13 protein-coding genes are annotated in these 16,217 nt (G+C 47.3%); 2 read left to right on the top strand and 11 right to left on the bottom strand.

Annotated features, from left to right (window positions below):
* Positions 1-48: 48 nt before the first annotated feature.
* Genes FMS18_RS08375 through FMS18_RS08365 form a run of 3 tightly spaced genes read right to left on the bottom strand, consistent with a single transcriptional unit; the run spans position 49 to position 3,124 of the window.
* Positions 49-987: an alpha-L-glutamate ligase-like protein gene (locus tag FMS18_RS08375; RefSeq protein ID WP_163293374.1), complete on the bottom strand. Its 939-nt coding sequence runs from the start codon at positions 985-987 to the stop codon at positions 49-51.
* 1 nt (position 988) lies between these two features.
* A complete protein-coding gene (locus FMS18_RS08370; RefSeq protein ID WP_163293372.1) occupies positions 989-2,554 on the bottom strand; it encodes an inactive transglutaminase family protein in 1,566 nt (521 codons plus the stop codon).
* Positions 2,555-2,605: 51 nt separating this feature from the next.
* A complete protein-coding gene (locus FMS18_RS08365; RefSeq protein ID WP_163293370.1) occupies positions 2,606-3,124 on the bottom strand; it encodes a RimK/LysX family protein in 519 nt (172 codons plus the stop codon).
* A 349-nt stretch (positions 3,125-3,473) separates the two neighbouring features.
* On the opposite strand from FMS18_RS08365, the gene FMS18_RS08360 reads away from it, so the two are divergent.
* Positions 3,474-4,193 (top strand): DUF4198 domain-containing protein, encoded by a 720-nt coding sequence (locus tag FMS18_RS08360; protein ID WP_163293368.1) that lies wholly within the window; start codon positions 3,474-3,476, stop codon positions 4,191-4,193.
* A 68-nt stretch (positions 4,194-4,261) separates the two neighbouring features.
* Here the strand turns inward: FMS18_RS08360 and FMS18_RS08355 are convergent, their stop codons facing one another.
* From FMS18_RS08355 to FMS18_RS08340, 4 genes are read right to left on the bottom strand one after another with little or no spacing between them, the layout of a single operon-like run.
* Positions 4,262-6,991, bottom strand: a complete 2,730-nt coding sequence (locus FMS18_RS08355) for an ATP-binding protein (protein WP_163293366.1) — start codon at positions 6,989-6,991, stop codon at positions 4,262-4,264.
* Positions 6,992-7,017: 26 nt separating this feature from the next.
* Entirely contained in the window at positions 7,018-7,908 is an 891-nt protein-coding gene (locus FMS18_RS08350) for a transporter substrate-binding domain-containing protein (protein WP_163293364.1), read from the bottom strand.
* Positions 7,909-7,957: 49 nt separating this feature from the next.
* Entirely contained in the window at positions 7,958-9,085 is a 1,128-nt protein-coding gene (locus tag FMS18_RS08345) for an HD domain-containing phosphohydrolase (RefSeq protein WP_163293362.1), read from the bottom strand.
* Positions 9,072-10,286 (bottom strand): response regulator, encoded by a 1,215-nt coding sequence (locus FMS18_RS08340; RefSeq protein WP_163293360.1) that lies wholly within the window; start codon positions 10,284-10,286, stop codon positions 9,072-9,074. Before FMS18_RS08340 ends, FMS18_RS08345 begins: the two co-directional genes overlap by 14 nt.
* Before the next feature lie 468 nt (positions 10,287-10,754).
* On the opposite strand from FMS18_RS08340, the gene FMS18_RS08335 reads away from it, so the two are divergent.
* Positions 10,755-13,334 carry a PEP/pyruvate-binding domain-containing protein gene (locus tag FMS18_RS08335; RefSeq protein ID WP_163293358.1) on the top strand — a complete coding sequence of 860 codons (2,580 nt, stop codon included), beginning with the start codon at positions 10,755-10,757 and terminating at the stop codon, positions 13,332-13,334.
* Positions 13,335-13,738: 404 nt separating this feature from the next.
* Here FMS18_RS08335 and FMS18_RS08330 read toward each other — a convergent pair whose 3' ends face one another.
* The 4 genes from FMS18_RS08330 to FMS18_RS08315 form a co-directional block, all read right to left on the bottom strand.
* On the bottom strand, positions 13,739-14,134 hold the full coding sequence (locus tag FMS18_RS08330) for a CBS domain-containing protein (protein WP_163293356.1): 396 nt from the start codon (positions 14,132-14,134) through the stop codon (positions 13,739-13,741).
* Between the two features lie 12 nt (positions 14,135-14,146).
* A complete protein-coding gene (locus FMS18_RS08325; RefSeq protein ID WP_163293354.1) occupies positions 14,147-14,494 on the bottom strand; it encodes a P-II family nitrogen regulator in 348 nt (115 codons plus the stop codon).
* Between the two features lie 67 nt (positions 14,495-14,561).
* A complete protein-coding gene (locus tag FMS18_RS08320) occupies positions 14,562-15,377 on the bottom strand; it encodes a DUF1538 domain-containing protein (RefSeq protein WP_163293352.1) in 816 nt (271 codons plus the stop codon).
* A 64-nt stretch (positions 15,378-15,441) separates the two neighbouring features.
* A complete protein-coding gene (locus FMS18_RS08315) occupies positions 15,442-16,206 on the bottom strand; it encodes a DUF1538 domain-containing protein (RefSeq protein WP_163293350.1) in 765 nt (254 codons plus the stop codon).
* Positions 16,207-16,217: the final 11 nt, after the last annotated feature.

The following is a 16,217-nucleotide window of genomic DNA, read 5'->3' as shown; positions in this document are numbered from 1 at the left end:
GTCAGTAGGCATAGGCAGAGGATCAGAACGGGCAATAAATATATTTTTTTATGATCCGAAATTGTCCATAGCATATTGAATCCGTTGGTTTTCTGTGTGCAGGTCCTGATGGACTTTATCTATTTCATCCAGTCTGTGTTGCAGTCCGCATTTGTTGGCTACCTGAATAGCCAGACCCGGACGGGCATTCAGTTCAAGGATCAACGGGCCCAGATTTTTATCCAGCACAATGTCTACACCGAGGTAGCCCAATCCGGTTACTGTGTAGCCCAGTGCTGCCTGTTTGAGGAGCTCCGGCCAGTTCGGGATGGTTACCCCTGCGATGGGGTGCAGGGTATCCGGATGATGGGTGCAGTTGTCATTTTTCCAGACTGCGCTGGTGGTCGTACCACTACACATATCTATCCCGCAGCCCATGGCTCCCTGATGCAGGTTGGCCTTACCGTCTGATTCCCGTGTGGGCAGCCGGAGCATAGCCATGACCGGGATTCCCTTGTAAACGATGATCCTGATGTCCGGGACTCCCTGATAGGCTATATTTTTAAAAATCGGGGCGAACTGCACACAATATTCAACCATAGCCTTGTCGGGCATGCCGCCGAGGCTGTGCATACCGCTGAGGATATTTGAAATGTGAAATGATATGGCGTCCTCAGCGACCAGCGAATCGTCCGGCTTGCGGAAGCGCGGTCCGAGTTTTCCGGTGATGACCAGAATGCCGTTCCCTCCGGCTCCGCGTGCCGGTTTGACCACAAAAGAATCGTGCTTTTGCAGCAGCTTGGGGAGGCGTTTCAGTTCATGTTGGGCCTGAAATACTCCGTAAAGTTCCGGCACATTTAGCCCGGCGGACTGGGTTAATTCCTTGGTGGTGATTTTGTCGTCCACCAGCGGATAGAGCTTACGCGGGTTATTGGGCAGCACGTAGGCCCCATTGCGCGCATTAAGACCCATGACCCCGAATCTTTTAAGTTTGCTGAACCAGCCCATTTTAACCTTCCTTGAGGAATGCGCGGAAGCGGATCAGGTCCAAGAGCCTGAATCCGGTATAGCGTCCGATCATGAGGGTCAGTGCCAGCAGGACGAGGAACAGTTCCGGGAATACGAAGATGAGATGTTCGATGAACAGGTTGCTCATGGCAATGTAGGCCAGTACGGCAACAGCCATGGAGCCGATAATCTGCTGGATCGCTTTTCCGGCACCAAGTTCATCCCACATGACCGATATGCGTTCAATGGTCATGCTCAGGATGACCATGGGGAACAGGCTGACGGAGACCCCGCGCGGAAATCCAAGTTTAAAACTGATGATGCTGATTCCGGCCATGAGCAGGACTACCACAATGAGTACACAGGCCAGACGCGGTACCAGCAGCAGTTTCAGGTGTTCCAGATAAAGACGTACTGCCAGTCCGAGGATGATAACGATGGAAAATAGGCAGAGACCCCAGATCAGCTGTGTTTCGCGGAATGAAAGGGCGATAAGCACGGGCATGAATGTTCCGAAGGTGGTGATCCCGATCACGTTTCGTAAAAAGACCAGCAGGAGTACGCCGATGGGGATGAGCAGGATGACCCGGTAGGTGGCCTGTGCCTGTACGGGCAGGTTGAACAGGGAAAATTCCAGTATGGTGGGAGCGGTGACTGTCAGGCGGTCCACTACATTTCCCAGGGCACTGACAGTTGCCGGGACAACCGAAAGGCTCACACTGAGGTTGCTTCCGCCGCTGACCGTAGCCAACGGGGCATTGCCCCGCCACCATGTTACAAAGTTTACCGGTGTTCCAAAAGTCCCTTTAGTCACATCAAACATGTGCCATTTTTCGTTGTGGTAAAGCTCCAGCCAATGTTTGATTTTGGCATTTTTGGAGGTGGAAAGGGTTATGCCGTGTACTGACTGGGCCGGGATACCGGAAAAGTGCAGCAGGCGCACAGCCATATTTACCGCGCCCAGTGTGTTTGCGTTATCGCGAAGCAGGTAGGCTCCGTCCGGGTTTTTAGAAGGTTCCATGAGCCGTTTCATTAGTTGGGGCACAAAGGTTTCTATGTCTGCGGATTCACTCCCTACCTCGGTGATCAGGGAGTTCGCGGCAACCTGTTCCGCTTCAGTAAACTGCGGATCGATGAGCTTAGGTATTTCTGTAGGATGGACCCAGCTTTCTTCCTGATTACTTTGTTCCGGCCTTAACCGGGCGGAGTAGAACAGATCCTGTTTTCCCTTAGCAGAGCGTCTGGACCAGATCGCGACAATATTGTCAGGATTCCGGTTCTGTTGCGGGGTTCCGTCTGCGGATTGCAGGGCGTGCAGCAGTCCGTAATCATCCCCGATAAAGTATTCGTCGGTTACCGTGTATTTCGGTAGCCGGTTCAAGGTCTGTAAGGTTGCTTTAACCGGAAGACCTTTGGCTTCAAAAGAAACATGGGCTTCCACGTTCCAGATTTCGGTTTGTTCCTCTGGAGTGAGGGGAAAACCGAGTACACAGGCTTTGTAGCTGAACATGCCCAGTCCTACGGTCAGAAGCAGGGCAACAAGTATTTTTAACTGAATAGAGTTCATGACAGGTCTTCCAGAATGTTGAACGGTTTTTAGTTCAGGGTGTTATTTAGCCTATTGGCTGAGGCGGTGGTGGCGTGAGGAATCAATGAGAATGCCGTGACGCAGTTCTTTCCTGCCTATCAGCATTTTGTATGAGAAATTAGTCCGGTCGGTCAGGTTGACAAAGGCTTCGAAATTTTTGGGTCCGATCTGGAGCTGCACCGGAATTACTGCTCTTCGCTGGTAACCGGAAGGACGTTTTTTGATGCGCACAATCCGGGCATAAGGGCAGGTGATGCGCTGAGTTTTTCCGTGCTGATCGGTGAGGGTGAATGAGACCTGCTTCTTTGTTTTATTAATTATGATGTCGGTGGCGTGCAGTGAGGAACTATCTGCTCCGGTATCCATTTTGGCTTCCATAATGACCGGGCTTTCACGATCCCATATTTTTATGGATACATTTTCAATGTAGCCCGCAACGATGTGTTTTTGAGCTGTGGAGTTCTCAGTTTTGTCTTTGGCTGTGGCTACACAGGCCGGGCTTACCAGCAGGAAGATTATAAGTGGTATTAATAAGATAGTTTTGTGCATTGTAATTCTCCATATTCCAGCAGAATCACGTTGTTTAAGCGGGATTCGGGCGGATTTATGTTCAGCTTTGGCTTTTAATTCATATCTTCAAAATTAATCAAATCCGACCCTGAAAAAGCAGTGCATCAATCTATCTGAAAGGTCAAGGTGTCGGTTTTATGGGAAAGCAGGGCAATTCTTCGTCATGCCAGTAAATATGGCTTTTAAGAGAAACGAATAGAATCTGCCTAAAATTCATAACATCTTATTTAGAACATCATCAGCCTGTTGACTTTTTATTCTTCAGTCTGTAAATCACGTCTGAATTGGAAATGAAATTCATTTTCATAATCAAATAAGGAGAATTTAGATGATGAAGAAAATTATTTTGGCAATGGCTTTTGTTTTGGCTTTCGCTTCAATTTGCTCTGCCCACGATATGTGGCTGGAGAAAAAGGGACGTAAGGCACATCTTATGTACGGGCATCCCGGCTCTACTGATCCCTATCCAATCAGCCGCATTACCGCACTGACCGGGATCAATGAGAATAACTGGAAAACACCCCTTGAGCCTGTGTATAAAAAGGGTGAAGCCTTTGCATGGCTTGACGACGTCTACACAATGCTCACTGTCGAATTTGACAACAAGTACTGGTATCATACTGAAGAAGGCGGCTGGCAGAATTTCGAACTTCCCAGACAGGTTTGCGGTAAGATTATTGATGAAGGCCGGTCTTACAAGCTTTCCAAGACCATCCTTAAGTGGACTCCCGGCATGGATAAGCCCATTGGACAGCGTGCGGAAATTGTGCCCCTTAAAGATCCTTCCAAGCTTAAAGAAGGGGATATCCTTCCGGTCATGATGTACTATGAAGGTAAGCCCATGCCCGCAGCTGGTGCTCGCATTTCTACTACCTCTGATCGCACCATTGAGCATCCTGAATTGATGAACCTCAAGAATTCCAAGCCCATCAACGTGAAGATCGGCCCAGCCGGGCGTCAGATCATTATCGGTAAGTATGAAAAGCGTCTCGATGACACCCATCGTGTCTGGTACGCATTTTCTTTGACCTTCAGGACCACCAAATAGCAGGTCTTATTTACCGGACGCAGCTTGATTGATTTTCTCCCCCGGACAGGTTTCGGGGGAGTTTTTAATTATGAGTCAATCTCCCCGTCGCCTTCAATCGGCAATTTGATGATGAAGGTTGTACCTTCGCCTTCTTCGGATTCAATGTCGATTGTTCCGCAATGTTTTTCGACAATAATATCATGGACGATGGCCAGCCCCTGTCCAGTACCTTTGCCGACTTCTTTGGTGGTGAAGAACGGGTCGAATATCTTATGCATGTTTTCTTTTGAAATTCCGCAACCGGTGTCCTTAATGATGATAGTTGCAAAGGGCGGTTCAAATTTTGTGATAACTGAGATCGTGCCCTTTTCATCATTCTGTATATTTTCTGCGATGGCATGGGCCGCGTTAACAATCACGTTAAGCAGTACTTGATTTATGGCTCCGGGCAGACATTTAACAGAAGGCAGATCCGGCTCAAGGGAGGTTTTAAGTTTTGCCGCGTATTTCCATTCATTACGGGAGACTTCAATGGTGTTCCTAACAGCTTTGTTGATGTCCACTGCTTTGGTCTCTTCTTCCCCGGAGTGGGAAAAATTTTTCATGGCCAGAACAATAGTTGCCACTCGCTCAACCCCTTCAAGGGCCCGGTTGCAGGCTTTTATGGATTCGCTGCTGATGAACTCCAGATCGATATCTTCTTTGTGCTCTTCAATTTCATCAAGGATGTTTGCGCGTGATCCGGGTGAATCCTCCAGAATAAATTTTTCATAAAGTTCGATCAGCTCGTTTAGATCGGTATGCGCTTCTTTTATAAAGCGGATGCTGTCGCCAACATATTGAATGGGGGTGTTGATTTCATGCGCAATCCCGGAGGCCAGCAAACCGATAGATTCCAGCTTTTGGGCTATACTAAGTTTTCTTTCAAGATGCTTGCGGTCAGCAATGTTAAAAACAACCTGTACGAGATGAGTCATGCCGCCGATATGGATTTCAAAAAGATGGCGTGAAACAGGCAGCGGGGTAGAGTCTTGCAGCGATAGAATTCCTTCTTCATAAGTGCCTTGCTCATGCCAGTTTGGGCAGAGCAGGTCTTTTTTGGTGTCAGATGTAAAGTTGAATTCAGTCTGGCAGGCGGCGTTGAGTATGGCACTGCGACTCATGCCCAGCAACTTTTCTCCCACGCTGTTGCAATCGACCATCATACCTTTGGTGGGATCGAAGACAAATACAGCCGCACCGATGCCTTCGAATATGGTTCCCAGGAATTCCTGATGCTCAGCCTGCTGGACTAAAACTTTTTTTTGTTCGGAAATATCATGGACGTTTGCCAGAATAACCTGTCTCCCGCCCAGCTCAATACGGTTCAAAGCTACTTCCACTTCAAATAAAACCCCGTCACCGGGGCGTCTTGCTGTCCATTCAAAAACGACTTCATTTCCTTCCACAGCCTGTTGCCACCTTGCATCAAGAAGACCCATATCCATATCAGGAGCGGAGTAGTCATTTTTAATAGTTAGCTGGAGTGCTTCTTTCATATTTACTTTGTATACTTCAAGCATTGTGTCATTAACATCCAGAACATTTCCTTCAATATCGTGGATGAAAATTGAATCGTGTGTGTTGTTGAAGATCAAGCGCATGGCGGCTTCAGCTTCCTGACGCTCCAGAACTTCGCGAGTCAATGCTTCTGTTTGTTCTTTTAGGGCTTCAGTGCGTTTGTGCACTCTCGTTTCCAGCTCATCATTACTCAAAAGCAAAGCTTTTTCCGCTCGGCTGCGCGCTTCAATCTCGTTTACCAGTTGCTTGTTTTTCTGTTCAATTTCTTTAGCTTGCTTTGCAGATTCTTCCACCCGGATATTGAGGATAAGATTACGGGCATTAATCTTGATAATGAAAATTCCGCCTCCCAGAAGGAATAATGCCAGCAGAAGAGTGAACATCAGCAGTTTGTGCGGAGAAATTGTTCCGATGACTTCTATTTCGGGAGTAATGCTCAGTAGTGAAAATGGCGAACCTTCCACCATAGAGCGCACAATCAGGGTTTTTAGCGGTCTTCCCTGTTGTCCAAGATCAAGGGTTAGCTCACTTGCAATGCCTGCGGGAAGTTCCCAGTCGCTGGCAATTTTTTCAGTTAATTGCCGGGGGATATCATTAAGCGGGGAGTATAGGTCTTTTTGGTAAACCAGATAGTTCAAGCTATGCAGACCGGAATCCGTAGATTCGGAGCGGAAGGGCAGGATCTCTTTTGCGTTGAGCCATGCCAGAAGAGTCCCTACCTTTTTACCTCTGAACATGTACGGTAGCATGAGTATGAAACAACTCTTATCCTTACTTTTTTTAAATACAATACGAACTTTTTTGGGATTCAGGTCTTGAGGGATGGGAGCCTTGCATTGTTTATTTATTAATCGGGCATGTTCATTGTCCGCAAGGATTTTCCCGGTTTCATCAACAAAGAGAATCCGGGTATAAATTGGTATTTCATTGATCTGTTTTATCTTGATTATCCGGGTCAGCAATTCGGATATTTGTACAAGGCTGGCATGAAGGCCGTATTCCGGGGCCATGCCCAGTGCCTTGTTATCAAAGTAGCTTAAAAGCTCCCTGCTGGTTGACAGATCGATAAGGTCATTTCGTCTTTCAGAAAAGAAATGGCTGAACGAGTCTGCCTCCCGCCTTGAGTACTCACTGAATTGCTGTAACGACGACTTGCGTAACTCCACCTGTGATCTGTAGTTTGTCCAGATTATGGATATTACGAAAATTGCCATCAGAGCGAGTGCTGTAGGCATCGCTTTATTGCTTTTGAACAAAAGAAACTCCTCTTAACGGAATAGGATTAATTTTTGAAAAAATCCTTATAATAGCTGAAAACTGCCGGGTAGTACTTCATGATCAATTTGTTGTATTCTCCGTTTTGTCGCAGTTCAGAGTAAAATTCATTAAAGGCTTTGAGAAGTTCCGGTGAATCCTTGCGGAATCCTGCGCCCATGGTTTGCGGAGGGGAAATCGGTCCGATAACTTTGATTTTTCCGGGCCATTTGTTCAGGGCAACCAGCGAGTCCGGAACATCAAGCAATGCTACATCAGCTTCCCCCTTGATAACTGCCGGAGCGATGTCGTTAAGGCTGCCCGGAAAATTGATGATAGTGGATATTCTTGAATCTATACCGTAAAGCCCCGGAGCAAGACAGGTTCCCTGTTTGCCCATGACTCTTTTGCCTTTGAGCATGCTTTTGACCGTACGGATATCCTGATCAACATTTCCACTGGGCTTGATGGGGCGCAAGGACGAACCACCTCTAGCAACGCACCAGACCTGAGTGGGGAAGGTGGGCTTTGAATAGTTGATGACTTTTTCACGCCATTTCAGTCTGGTCAGCCCATTGGAAATAATATCCCCTTTGATGGGAGTTCTTTCCAGAAATTCAACGTCGTTTCCTTTGGGTTTGACCATTGTTCCGGTCAGATCTCCAAAAAGGGTGGACCAATCGGATTTTACGAATTCATACCTGACTCCCAAATGTTCTGCAAAGAGCTTGACCACTTCCACACTTAAACCTGTGTCATTGCCTGTTACAAAATTTGCGTAGGGAATTCCCAGATGACGCAGGACTCCCCTTTTTTTTATCTGTTCAAGATCCGAGGCTAAAACTGATCCGGAAAATATGATTATTGTAAGCAGGGACATGACTGTAACAAAAAGAGAAGTGCTTTTTTTTAGGCTCATTTTTTCCTCCGCTCGCTGGTGGATTTTAGGGTTGGGAGTGATTTGGCGATCATTCAATGTATTTGATCGGAACGAGTACCCGTATTCTGGGGGGCAGTTTCTTGGCCCGGCTGAAGTTGCTAATACGGATAATGGCTGTTTTAGTCATTTCGGTTCCTTCGGCAATCAGATGAACTTCGTCTTCGCTCCAAAGCCCTTCATCCAGAATCATACCTTCCTTGAGTTCTTCAAGTTCAATTTCACGGCGCACGTAACCATCTTCTCCGGCAGTTCCTTTTTCAAGGACATCCAGAACTCTGGTGTCATAGATGCCGTCCATGCCGCGCAAGATGCTGATTGCATCCATCTTATCAATTTTTTGCTGGATCAGGGAGTCATAGTCCAGACATGCTTTAAGTACCCTTGATTCCACGGGCATGGTCGGGGTTTCGTCCAATCTGGCATTCTGGTGCTGGATAATTTCGGAAACTGTTTCCATACGTGGGATCTGGGAAAGCATGCCCGCTGTTACTGACGGGTGCATGTCGTAACCTTGTTTTTCTTCGGCAGTAAGTTCCTCTCCGGTAAAGACTTTCTGGAGAATTGTATCCGGCAGTGTTACGCAGCCTAACTGTCCAAGCATGGCGGCTAGGTCCAGATAAAGGGTTTGTTTCAGGTTTAGGTTCTGCCCCACATATCCGGCAAGGCGGCGGACTCTTTCGCTACGTCCGAAAGCCTCCGGGTTGACCAGAGCAAGAATGTCGGTGAGTACTTTTACGCTTCCCCTCAATGTGCCGCGCAGGAGTTCCCGTTCGGCCATGACAAGGGAATACTGCTTCATGGCTGCTTCAAGGGTACGGATCATTTCTTCAATAGCACTTGGTTTGGTCAGAAAGCGGAAGACTGCGCCTTCGTTGACTGCGGAGATTGCAGCTTCGAGGTCGGCATGGCCGGTGAGCATAACCCGAATTGTATCCGGTGAAATTTGTTTTACTTTGCTGAGAAAGGTAATCCCGTCCATTTTCGGCATTTTCAGGTCGGAAACAACAATTGCATATGGTCCTGAAGAACGCACTTTTTCCAGACCTTCTTCCGGTCCAAGAGCGGTTTCCACTTTGAACCGTTTACGCAGTAGAGCTCTGTAGGTATCAAGTATATTCTGTTCGTCATCTACAAAGAGGACTTTATTCTTCTTCATTTTTGTTCTCCAGCAGGTTGTGGCATGCGTCTCGCCAGTCTTTTACATACTTCAGAATGCCCGCAGATGCCAGCTTGTCGGCGTTTAGTTCGGTAAATACATAGCCGGAAGTATGGGGAATAAGCTCGTGTTGCAGTACATCGGCTGCATGAATTACGTGCGTGGGGGTAAATACAGTATCGCAATTTTCAAGCGAATGATGGAAATAGACCATTTTTACAATATCTTCCTTAAAACCCCACAAGCCCAGCAGATAAGCTCCAACTTCCGCATGGGTCACTCCAAGAATCCGTTTTTCCACATCAATTACCGGACCGCCGAATTCACGGACGTTTGCCAGTACTTCCTGATATTTTTTGTTCATCTCGGTGATGAAAACAAATTTGCCGATATCGTGGAGTAATCCGGCTACAAAGCAGTCAGTTACGGTTTTTTTGTCCTTATTCATTAATGTGCAGATTTCCTTGGCGAGATAACCTGTTTGCAGACAATGTTCCCAGAGTTTCTCAATGGAATATGGGCCGAGGATTTCAGTATCCAGCTCCTGAAGGAAATGGACTCCGAGAATCAATCCCTTAAGCACATCCGTGCCCAGCAAAACAGCGGCTCGGGAAGGACAGGAGACAGAACCGTAGAAGCCGAAGAATGACGAGTTGACCACTTTCAGCAGGGTGGTGGATATACCGGGGTCCTGCTTGGCAAGCTCGCCAATTCTTTGCAGGTTCGGTTCCGGCCTGTTCAGTTCGTTTGTTATTTCAATGTACAGGTCCGGAAGGACGGGAAGAGTTGCCAGACTGGTTACAATTCCTCTGACGTTGGGGTCAGACAGGATATGTCGCAGCTCCAGCATTCTGCGGATTGTGCTGATCAGGATTTCCGTATTGCAGGGTTTGCTGATGAATTGGTGGGCATACTTTGCCGATTTCAGGAGCAGCTGCATGTCAGAGTGCCCGGAAAGTACTACCCGTATGGTGTCAGGTTGAATTTCTTCTATTTTTTTAAGTAGAGCACATCCGCCTGTGCCAGAGATTTTCATGTCGGTGATTACTACATCAAAAGTCTCTTGGCTAATCATCTGAAGGGCGTCCTGTGCAGTTGGAGCGAATCTGCTTTTCCATTCCCGGCGCAGGCCGTGCATCACTGCTTTGAAGCTGTCCAGAGTGTTCTGGTTGTCGTCAACAAAGAGGATTCTCGGAATCATAAATCACCTGAACTTTTTTGTTAATTAATGTGAGTGGTTACATTTTAAGTGGATAATATCGTTTTTTTGTTTTTCTTGTAAAGAAAATAACAATATCTATTTTGATCTTGTGGATATTTATAATACGAAAGATGTATTTGTGAAGAACTATTCGTTTTAATTGCAGAAAATAGTTTGTGTGGCGTTTCAGGCAAAGTGCTATTTTTGATACTGGTGTTCGTGAAAGAATAGATAGTCTTCTTTTTGAGATTGCTTTCAAAAATGAAACTCAATCAAGACAAAAAAAATACGGAACTTCCGGAACGAAAGTTCCGTAATGGCTACCTGTTTGAAAAATTTGGACTGGTCCCGGTTTTTGTTGCGGTGGTTGTAAGTTGGAAGGTATGCTTATTTTGCACAGATGCAATCTCTGACCGGCTGAGGGAATTGAGAAATTTGGCCCCGTAACAATCGAAGGTTTGTTGAGTTATGAGTTTATTCGACTGGCTTCCATTTGGCAGAAAAAAGAAGGAACGTATTGATCCGGAGCAGGCGAGGCAATTGCTTACGAATCGTTACAATCATTTCCGGCGGTTGATTCAGGCCAACACCAGTACGCATGAATATGTTTCTGAACTGGAGGAGGCTCTGCGCGGATTCAGTCCCTACGGCATGCACTATGTGCGTGCTCTCTGTACCCGCATATCTGTTTCAACTTTTCAGATGATCAAACATTTGAATGAGCTTAATCCTGAAGGCTATACAAAACTCTTTGCCATTTTTAACGAGATTCAAGATCGCATTGCAGCTGAAATTGAACCGATTCACTATTCATGGGAAGGCGACTTGGTGCTGAACCTTGAAAACGTGGGGCGGGACCAGGCTGACCTGTGCGGTCCCAAAATGGCTATGCTGGGGGAGGCCGGACGCAGTCTTGGCCTTAAGATTCCTTCAGGTTTTGTCGTTTCTACAGCCTCTTTCCATAAATTCATGGCTCAGGATGGTTTGCAGGCCGAGATAGACCGTCGTATTCAGGCCACTGATTTTAAGAACCGGGAAGAAGTTTTTCAGGTTTCTTCTTCTGTCATGAGTCTTATATTGAAAGCCCCTTTGCCTGTAGAAGTTGTTCAGGCCATTTATAATGCCTATGACAAGCTCAGCGAAGAACTTGGGGAGTCGGTAAATATTGCTGTTCGTTCCAGTGCCCTTGGCGAGGACCGCGAAGGAGCTACGTTTGCCGGTCAGTACCGCTCCATACTAAATGTGGAACGCAGTTCCCTTCTAGAAGCGATAAAAGAAGTAATTGCCTCCAAATACTCCCTGCAAGCCATGGCTTACCGTAATAATCGAGGGCTTCGTGACGAAGATGTTGCCATGAGCGTGGGTTGTATCAAAATGATTGATCCGGTTGCATCCGGGGTGGCCTATTCCCGAAATCCGGTTAATATCCGTGATGGCAATATCACCATTTACTCAGTGTGGGGACTCCCCAAAGCGGTAGTGGATGGCTCCACCGAAACAGATGAGTATGTCGTCAGCCCTGCTCCTTTATCAGAAGTTCAGGAAAGGAGGATTGCAGATAAAAAAAATAAATTTATTTGCGATGCCGGAGAGGGAGTCTGCCGGACAGTTGAGCTGGACGAGTCACGAAAGTCTCCATCCCTAACAGAAGAACAGGCTGTCATGGTCGCTGGTGTTGCCTCGAAAATTGAGGACCATTTCGGTACCCCGCAGGATATTGAATGGGCTGTTACTGAAAATGGAGAATTTTGCCTTCTCCAGTGCCGCCCGCTTATGCTCATTGAAGATGGGCTTGATCATTCCGGGGAAAATCCTGATCTGCCGATCCCCATAATTTCAGGAGGACGAACTGCCAGCCCCGGTGTAGGAGTTGGTCCTATTTATCCTATCCGCAAGACTGCAGATAAACTGTCTTTTCCCGATGGCGGAGTCATGGTTCTCAAACAGGCCCTGCCAAGCCGAGCGGCGTTATTGGACCGGTGCAGTGCGGTGATCACCGAGCAGGGAGGCATGGCCGGACACCTTGCCAATGTGGCTCGTGAATTCGGGGTTCCTGCCCTTTTCGGAGTCAAGGGGGCCCTTGATAAATTACAAGAAGGACAAATTGTAACTGTGGATGCTGACGGGCATGCGGTATATTCCGGTCCGGTGGAATCCTTGCTTACCGAAAAGCCCCGCAAACGGCTTATGAAGGGGAGCCTGGTGCAGACTGCGCTACGCAAGGCTGCAAGGCACATCGTTCGCCTTAATCTCACTGATCCGGATTCTCCTGATTTTCGTCCTTCAAAATGTAAAACCTACCACGATATCATGCGCTTCTGTCACGAAATGGCCGTTCGGGAGATGTTCGGGTTCGGTATAAGTGATGAGCATCTTATGGCCGCATCAAGGCAGCTTATCTGTAATGTGCCCAAGCAGTTCTGGATTCTTGATCTCGGCAATGGAGTCAGTGAGGAGGGAGATATTAATCTCAGATGTGTATTTATGGAGCATGTGCGTTCCATTCCCATGCGGGCTCTCTGGGCCGGGATGCAGGCTGTTCCCTGGGAGGGGCCCCCGGCAATCCATGGAAAGGGTCTAATGTCGGTCATGTTTGAAGCGACCATGAATCCCAACCTGAATATGACGTCACGCTCCCGTTATGCTCAGAAAAATTATTTCATGATTTCTGAGAATTATTGCTGTCTGCAATCCCGTTTTGGATTTCATTTCTGCTCCGTGGAGTCACTCGTTGGAGAACGTACTTCAGAAAATTATGCCAGCTTCCAGTTTAAGGGAGGGGCAGCAAACCCTGAACGCAAGATCCTTCGAGCAAAATTTATCGGCAGTATTCTCGAGGAACTGGATTTCAGGATTCGGATTCGTGAGGACAGTCTTACAGCCCGCCTTGAAGGACTGATTCAAGAAGACATGGAGTACCATCTCAAGGTTCTCGGCTATATGATAACCCATACCCGGCAATTGGATATGATCATGACTAATCCTGCAAGTGTTGAAAAATACAGACAGAAGTTTTTAAACGATTTTAAGATGTTTGAAAGTGACTGATCTGGCCGGGCCTCTTAAGTATCAATCAGGACCCGGGGAAGGCTGTTCAATTTTAAGTCGAAAAGTGGATTTAAAAACGTAAAACGGCGGATAAGGTAGTCCGCCGTTTCGAAGTCCGACCTGGGGGTGTTGGTGTGGTCAACTGTCGGACTATGTATGTCGATCCTAATTCTATCTTGATGAGATTCTGTTTTTACAACTGGTTTTTTGGTGAGGGGATACTCTGTCCGCAATTTGAGCATTTAATTGTTTTCAGCTTGTCTTCATATTTGACAATATTGATTTTACCACAATTCCGACACTTGCGTTTGCGGTTAAATGCTGCTTTGAGAGACGAATATATTCCCCACATGATGTTACTTCCTAAATAAGCTTATGCCCTTACAGTTGTTTCTGGAGGCAGATTATAGCAGGTCATTATCAAGTATAAGTGACTGAAGAGTGACCATCCCTACTATCTCGCCCATGTGTTCAACCGGTGCGCGTTGCACATCTGTGCGGTGCAGCAGCCGGACAGCATACCGGATATCCATCTGTGCGGGAATTGTAATCACAGGTTTGGTCATGATTTCATAAACAAAGATGTTTCCAGCATCACGATCAGGGACGAGAATTTTACCAATCAGGTCACTTATGGTGATAATGCCCCATGCATCGTCTTCATTTCTTTTGCTGACCAGAAGCTCTGAGACCTTGGTGGAACGCATGATTTCAGCGGCTTCTTTTGCCGAAGCCATGCCGTCAACTGTCTGAACATCACAGTTCATTACATCCCGAACCCTTACAATAACTGAATCCATTTCAATTCTCCCTTAAAAATAACTGTCGCGTACTTTTTCTTTGAAGATCTCAATCTGGCTTTCCATGCCGAATACATTTTCCACAGGCAGGACGAACGCAATACCTGTTCCCGGCTTGTGAAATTCCCCGGCAGTCTTGATGGCTTCCGTGACCGGTTTGACCAGATGTTCTTCCAGCAGGAAGAGAACAATATCTGTCTGGTCTTCAAGGGTCAGGCCGAAAAACGTCTTTGCCTCGCGCATTCCTGTTCCCCTGGCGGGAATAATTGTTGCGCCGGTAGCTCCGACTTCTTTGGCTGCATCAACAATGGCGTCGGTCTTGTCAGGTTTTACTGGAGCAAGGATAATCTTAAATTTCATTTTTCCCCCTGAGTCTACAGGTCCGGATATTATCGCATCGCGGTTACGAAGCGGTTGTCTTTATTATTTAAGTTTCACAGAGGCAGCTTTTTCTGGCTGTCTTTGTTTCTTCCGTTTTTGCTTTTCGGGCGGCCACGAAATGCGTGTACTGAGCATATCCCATGACCGTGATAATTGGAAACAGGCTGGCAAAAGCTATAAGCCCGAATCCGTCCAGAGCAGGGTTGCGGCCCGGAACTGATTCTGAAAGTCCCAGTCCTAAAGCAGCTACCAGTGGCACAGTCACCGTGGATGTTGTCACCCCGCCGGAATCATAGGCAAGGGCGATAATTTTCTTTGGTGCCATGAAGGTCTGGATTATCACGATCACATAGCCGGCCAGTATGTATATATAAAGAGGTGTACCGGTTACGATACGGAATGCCCCGAGAGAGATTCCCACCGCAACTCCGACAGCCACAGTAATACGCAGACCCCACTGACTGATAACCCCACCGGACACTTCCTTGGCTTTAATGGCAACCGCCAGCAGCGATGGTTCGGCAATTGTGGTTGAAAAGCCGATCATAGCTGCAAAAAGGTAAACCCAGCCGTAGGAAGTCCAGTCTGTGATAGCGTCGACTGCACCATCCCCCGCCAGCAGTGATGGCGCGGAGAGCTGGGTCGCCATGATCTTGCCTACTGGAAACAATGCTTTTTCCAGGCCGATCAGAAACATTGCCAGTCCCAGAACAACGTAAATGCCGCCTATTATGAGGCTGCGCAGGTTTGGGATAGATTGACGCAGAACAAACAGCTGAAAGCACGTAATCAAAATCAGTATGGGCAGAATATCTCTTATCGTAGCAAGGAATACCTGTCCGAATTCAATCAGGAATGTCATTACAGTGCTTTCCTCTCTGTAAATGTTTATCAGGCCGCAGGAGGCATCTCCCGCGACCTGAATATTAAAAAACGGTCAGCCCGTACCCCATAACAAAGATCATAGGAAGGAGGGAGGCAAAAGCGATCAGTCCAAAACCATCCAACAGCGGACTGCGCCCTTTGATGATAGAAGCCAGCCCAACTCCCAGAGCAGCTACAAGGGGGACGGTGACAGTGGAGGTGGTAACCCCACCGGCGTCGTAGGCAATGCCTACAATCTCTTTGGGAGCAATCAGGGTCATCAGCATGACAACCACATAGCCTCCTATGATCAGATAATGTACTGGCCAACCGCGTAATATCCTCAAAACACCTATAAGAATAGCCACCCCGACGGAGAAGGCCACTGACAGGCGAAGTCCTAATGCGTACCTGTTCAATGACTCTTCTCCGGGAGCGATCAGATTGCCTTGTGCGGCAATACTGGCAGCCTCTGCTGAAACGGCTATCAACGCAGGCTCTGCAACCGTTGTTGAGAATCCGAGCAGAAAGGCGAAAGTCAGCAGCCAGAATAAACTGCCCTTTCTTGCCAAGGCCCGGGCCATTTCTTCTCCGATGGGAAATAGTCCCATCTCCAGCCCCTGTATAAAGAGCATCAACCCGAGAACGACAAGCAGGCCGCCGAAAGCCACCTCTCCCAGATTCGGCAGAGGTTGCCTGAGAACAACAATCTGAAAAAAAGCAATTACCAGAATTATCGGCAGCAGATCCTTGAAGGAACTCCAGAGTTTCTTCAATACCACCAGAGTGATTCTGCGTGTACAAAATGCCTGTTTACTGCTGCTCATGGTATATTTGA

Source organism: Desulfovibrio sp. JC022 (assembly GCF_010470665.1).
Classification (GTDB): domain Bacteria; phylum Desulfobacterota; class Desulfovibrionia; order Desulfovibrionales; family Desulfovibrionaceae; genus Maridesulfovibrio.
The sequence above is the reverse complement of the archived record's forward strand: the minus strand, read 5'-3'. Positions and strand labels throughout refer to the sequence as shown.

What these genes read in the sequence shown, in the direction of transcription:
- FMS18_RS08370 (WP_163293372.1), bottom strand. Translation starts at nt 2,554, where the DNA reads ATGAACTCTATTCAGTTAAAAATACTTGTTGCCCTGCTTCTGACCGTA.
- FMS18_RS08335 (WP_163293358.1), top strand. Translation starts at nt 10,755, where the DNA reads ATGAGTTTATTCGACTGGCTTCCATTTGGCAGAAAAAAGAAGGAACGT.
- FMS18_RS08330 (WP_163293356.1), bottom strand. Translation starts at nt 14,134, where the DNA reads ATGGATTCAGTTATTGTAAGGGTTCGGGATGTAATGAACTGTGATGTT.
- FMS18_RS08320 (WP_163293352.1), bottom strand. Translation starts at nt 15,377, where the DNA reads ATGACATTCCTGATTGAATTCGGACAGGTATTCCTTGCTACGATAAGA.
- FMS18_RS08315 (WP_163293350.1), bottom strand. Translation starts at nt 16,206, where the DNA reads ATGAGCAGCAGTAAACAGGCATTTTGTACACGCAGAATCACTCTGGTG.
- FMS18_RS08340 (WP_163293360.1), bottom strand. Translation starts at nt 10,286, where the DNA reads ATGATTCCGAGAATCCTCTTTGTTGACGACAACCAGAACACTCTGGAC.
- FMS18_RS08365 (WP_163293370.1), bottom strand. Translation starts at nt 3,124, where the DNA reads ATGCACAAAACTATCTTATTAATACCACTTATAATCTTCCTGCTGGTA.
- FMS18_RS08325 (WP_163293354.1), bottom strand. Translation starts at nt 14,494, where the DNA reads ATGAAATTTAAGATTATCCTTGCTCCAGTAAAACCTGACAAGACCGAC.
- FMS18_RS08375 (WP_163293374.1), bottom strand. Translation starts at nt 987, where the DNA reads ATGGGCTGGTTCAGCAAACTTAAAAGATTCGGGGTCATGGGTCTTAAT.
- FMS18_RS08360 (WP_163293368.1), top strand. Translation starts at nt 3,474, where the DNA reads ATGATGAAGAAAATTATTTTGGCAATGGCTTTTGTTTTGGCTTTCGCT.
- FMS18_RS08350 (WP_163293364.1), bottom strand. Translation starts at nt 7,908, where the DNA reads ATGAGCCTAAAAAAAAGCACTTCTCTTTTTGTTACAGTCATGTCCCTG.
- FMS18_RS08345 (WP_163293362.1), bottom strand. Translation starts at nt 9,085, where the DNA reads ATGAAGAAGAATAAAGTCCTCTTTGTAGATGACGAACAGAATATACTT.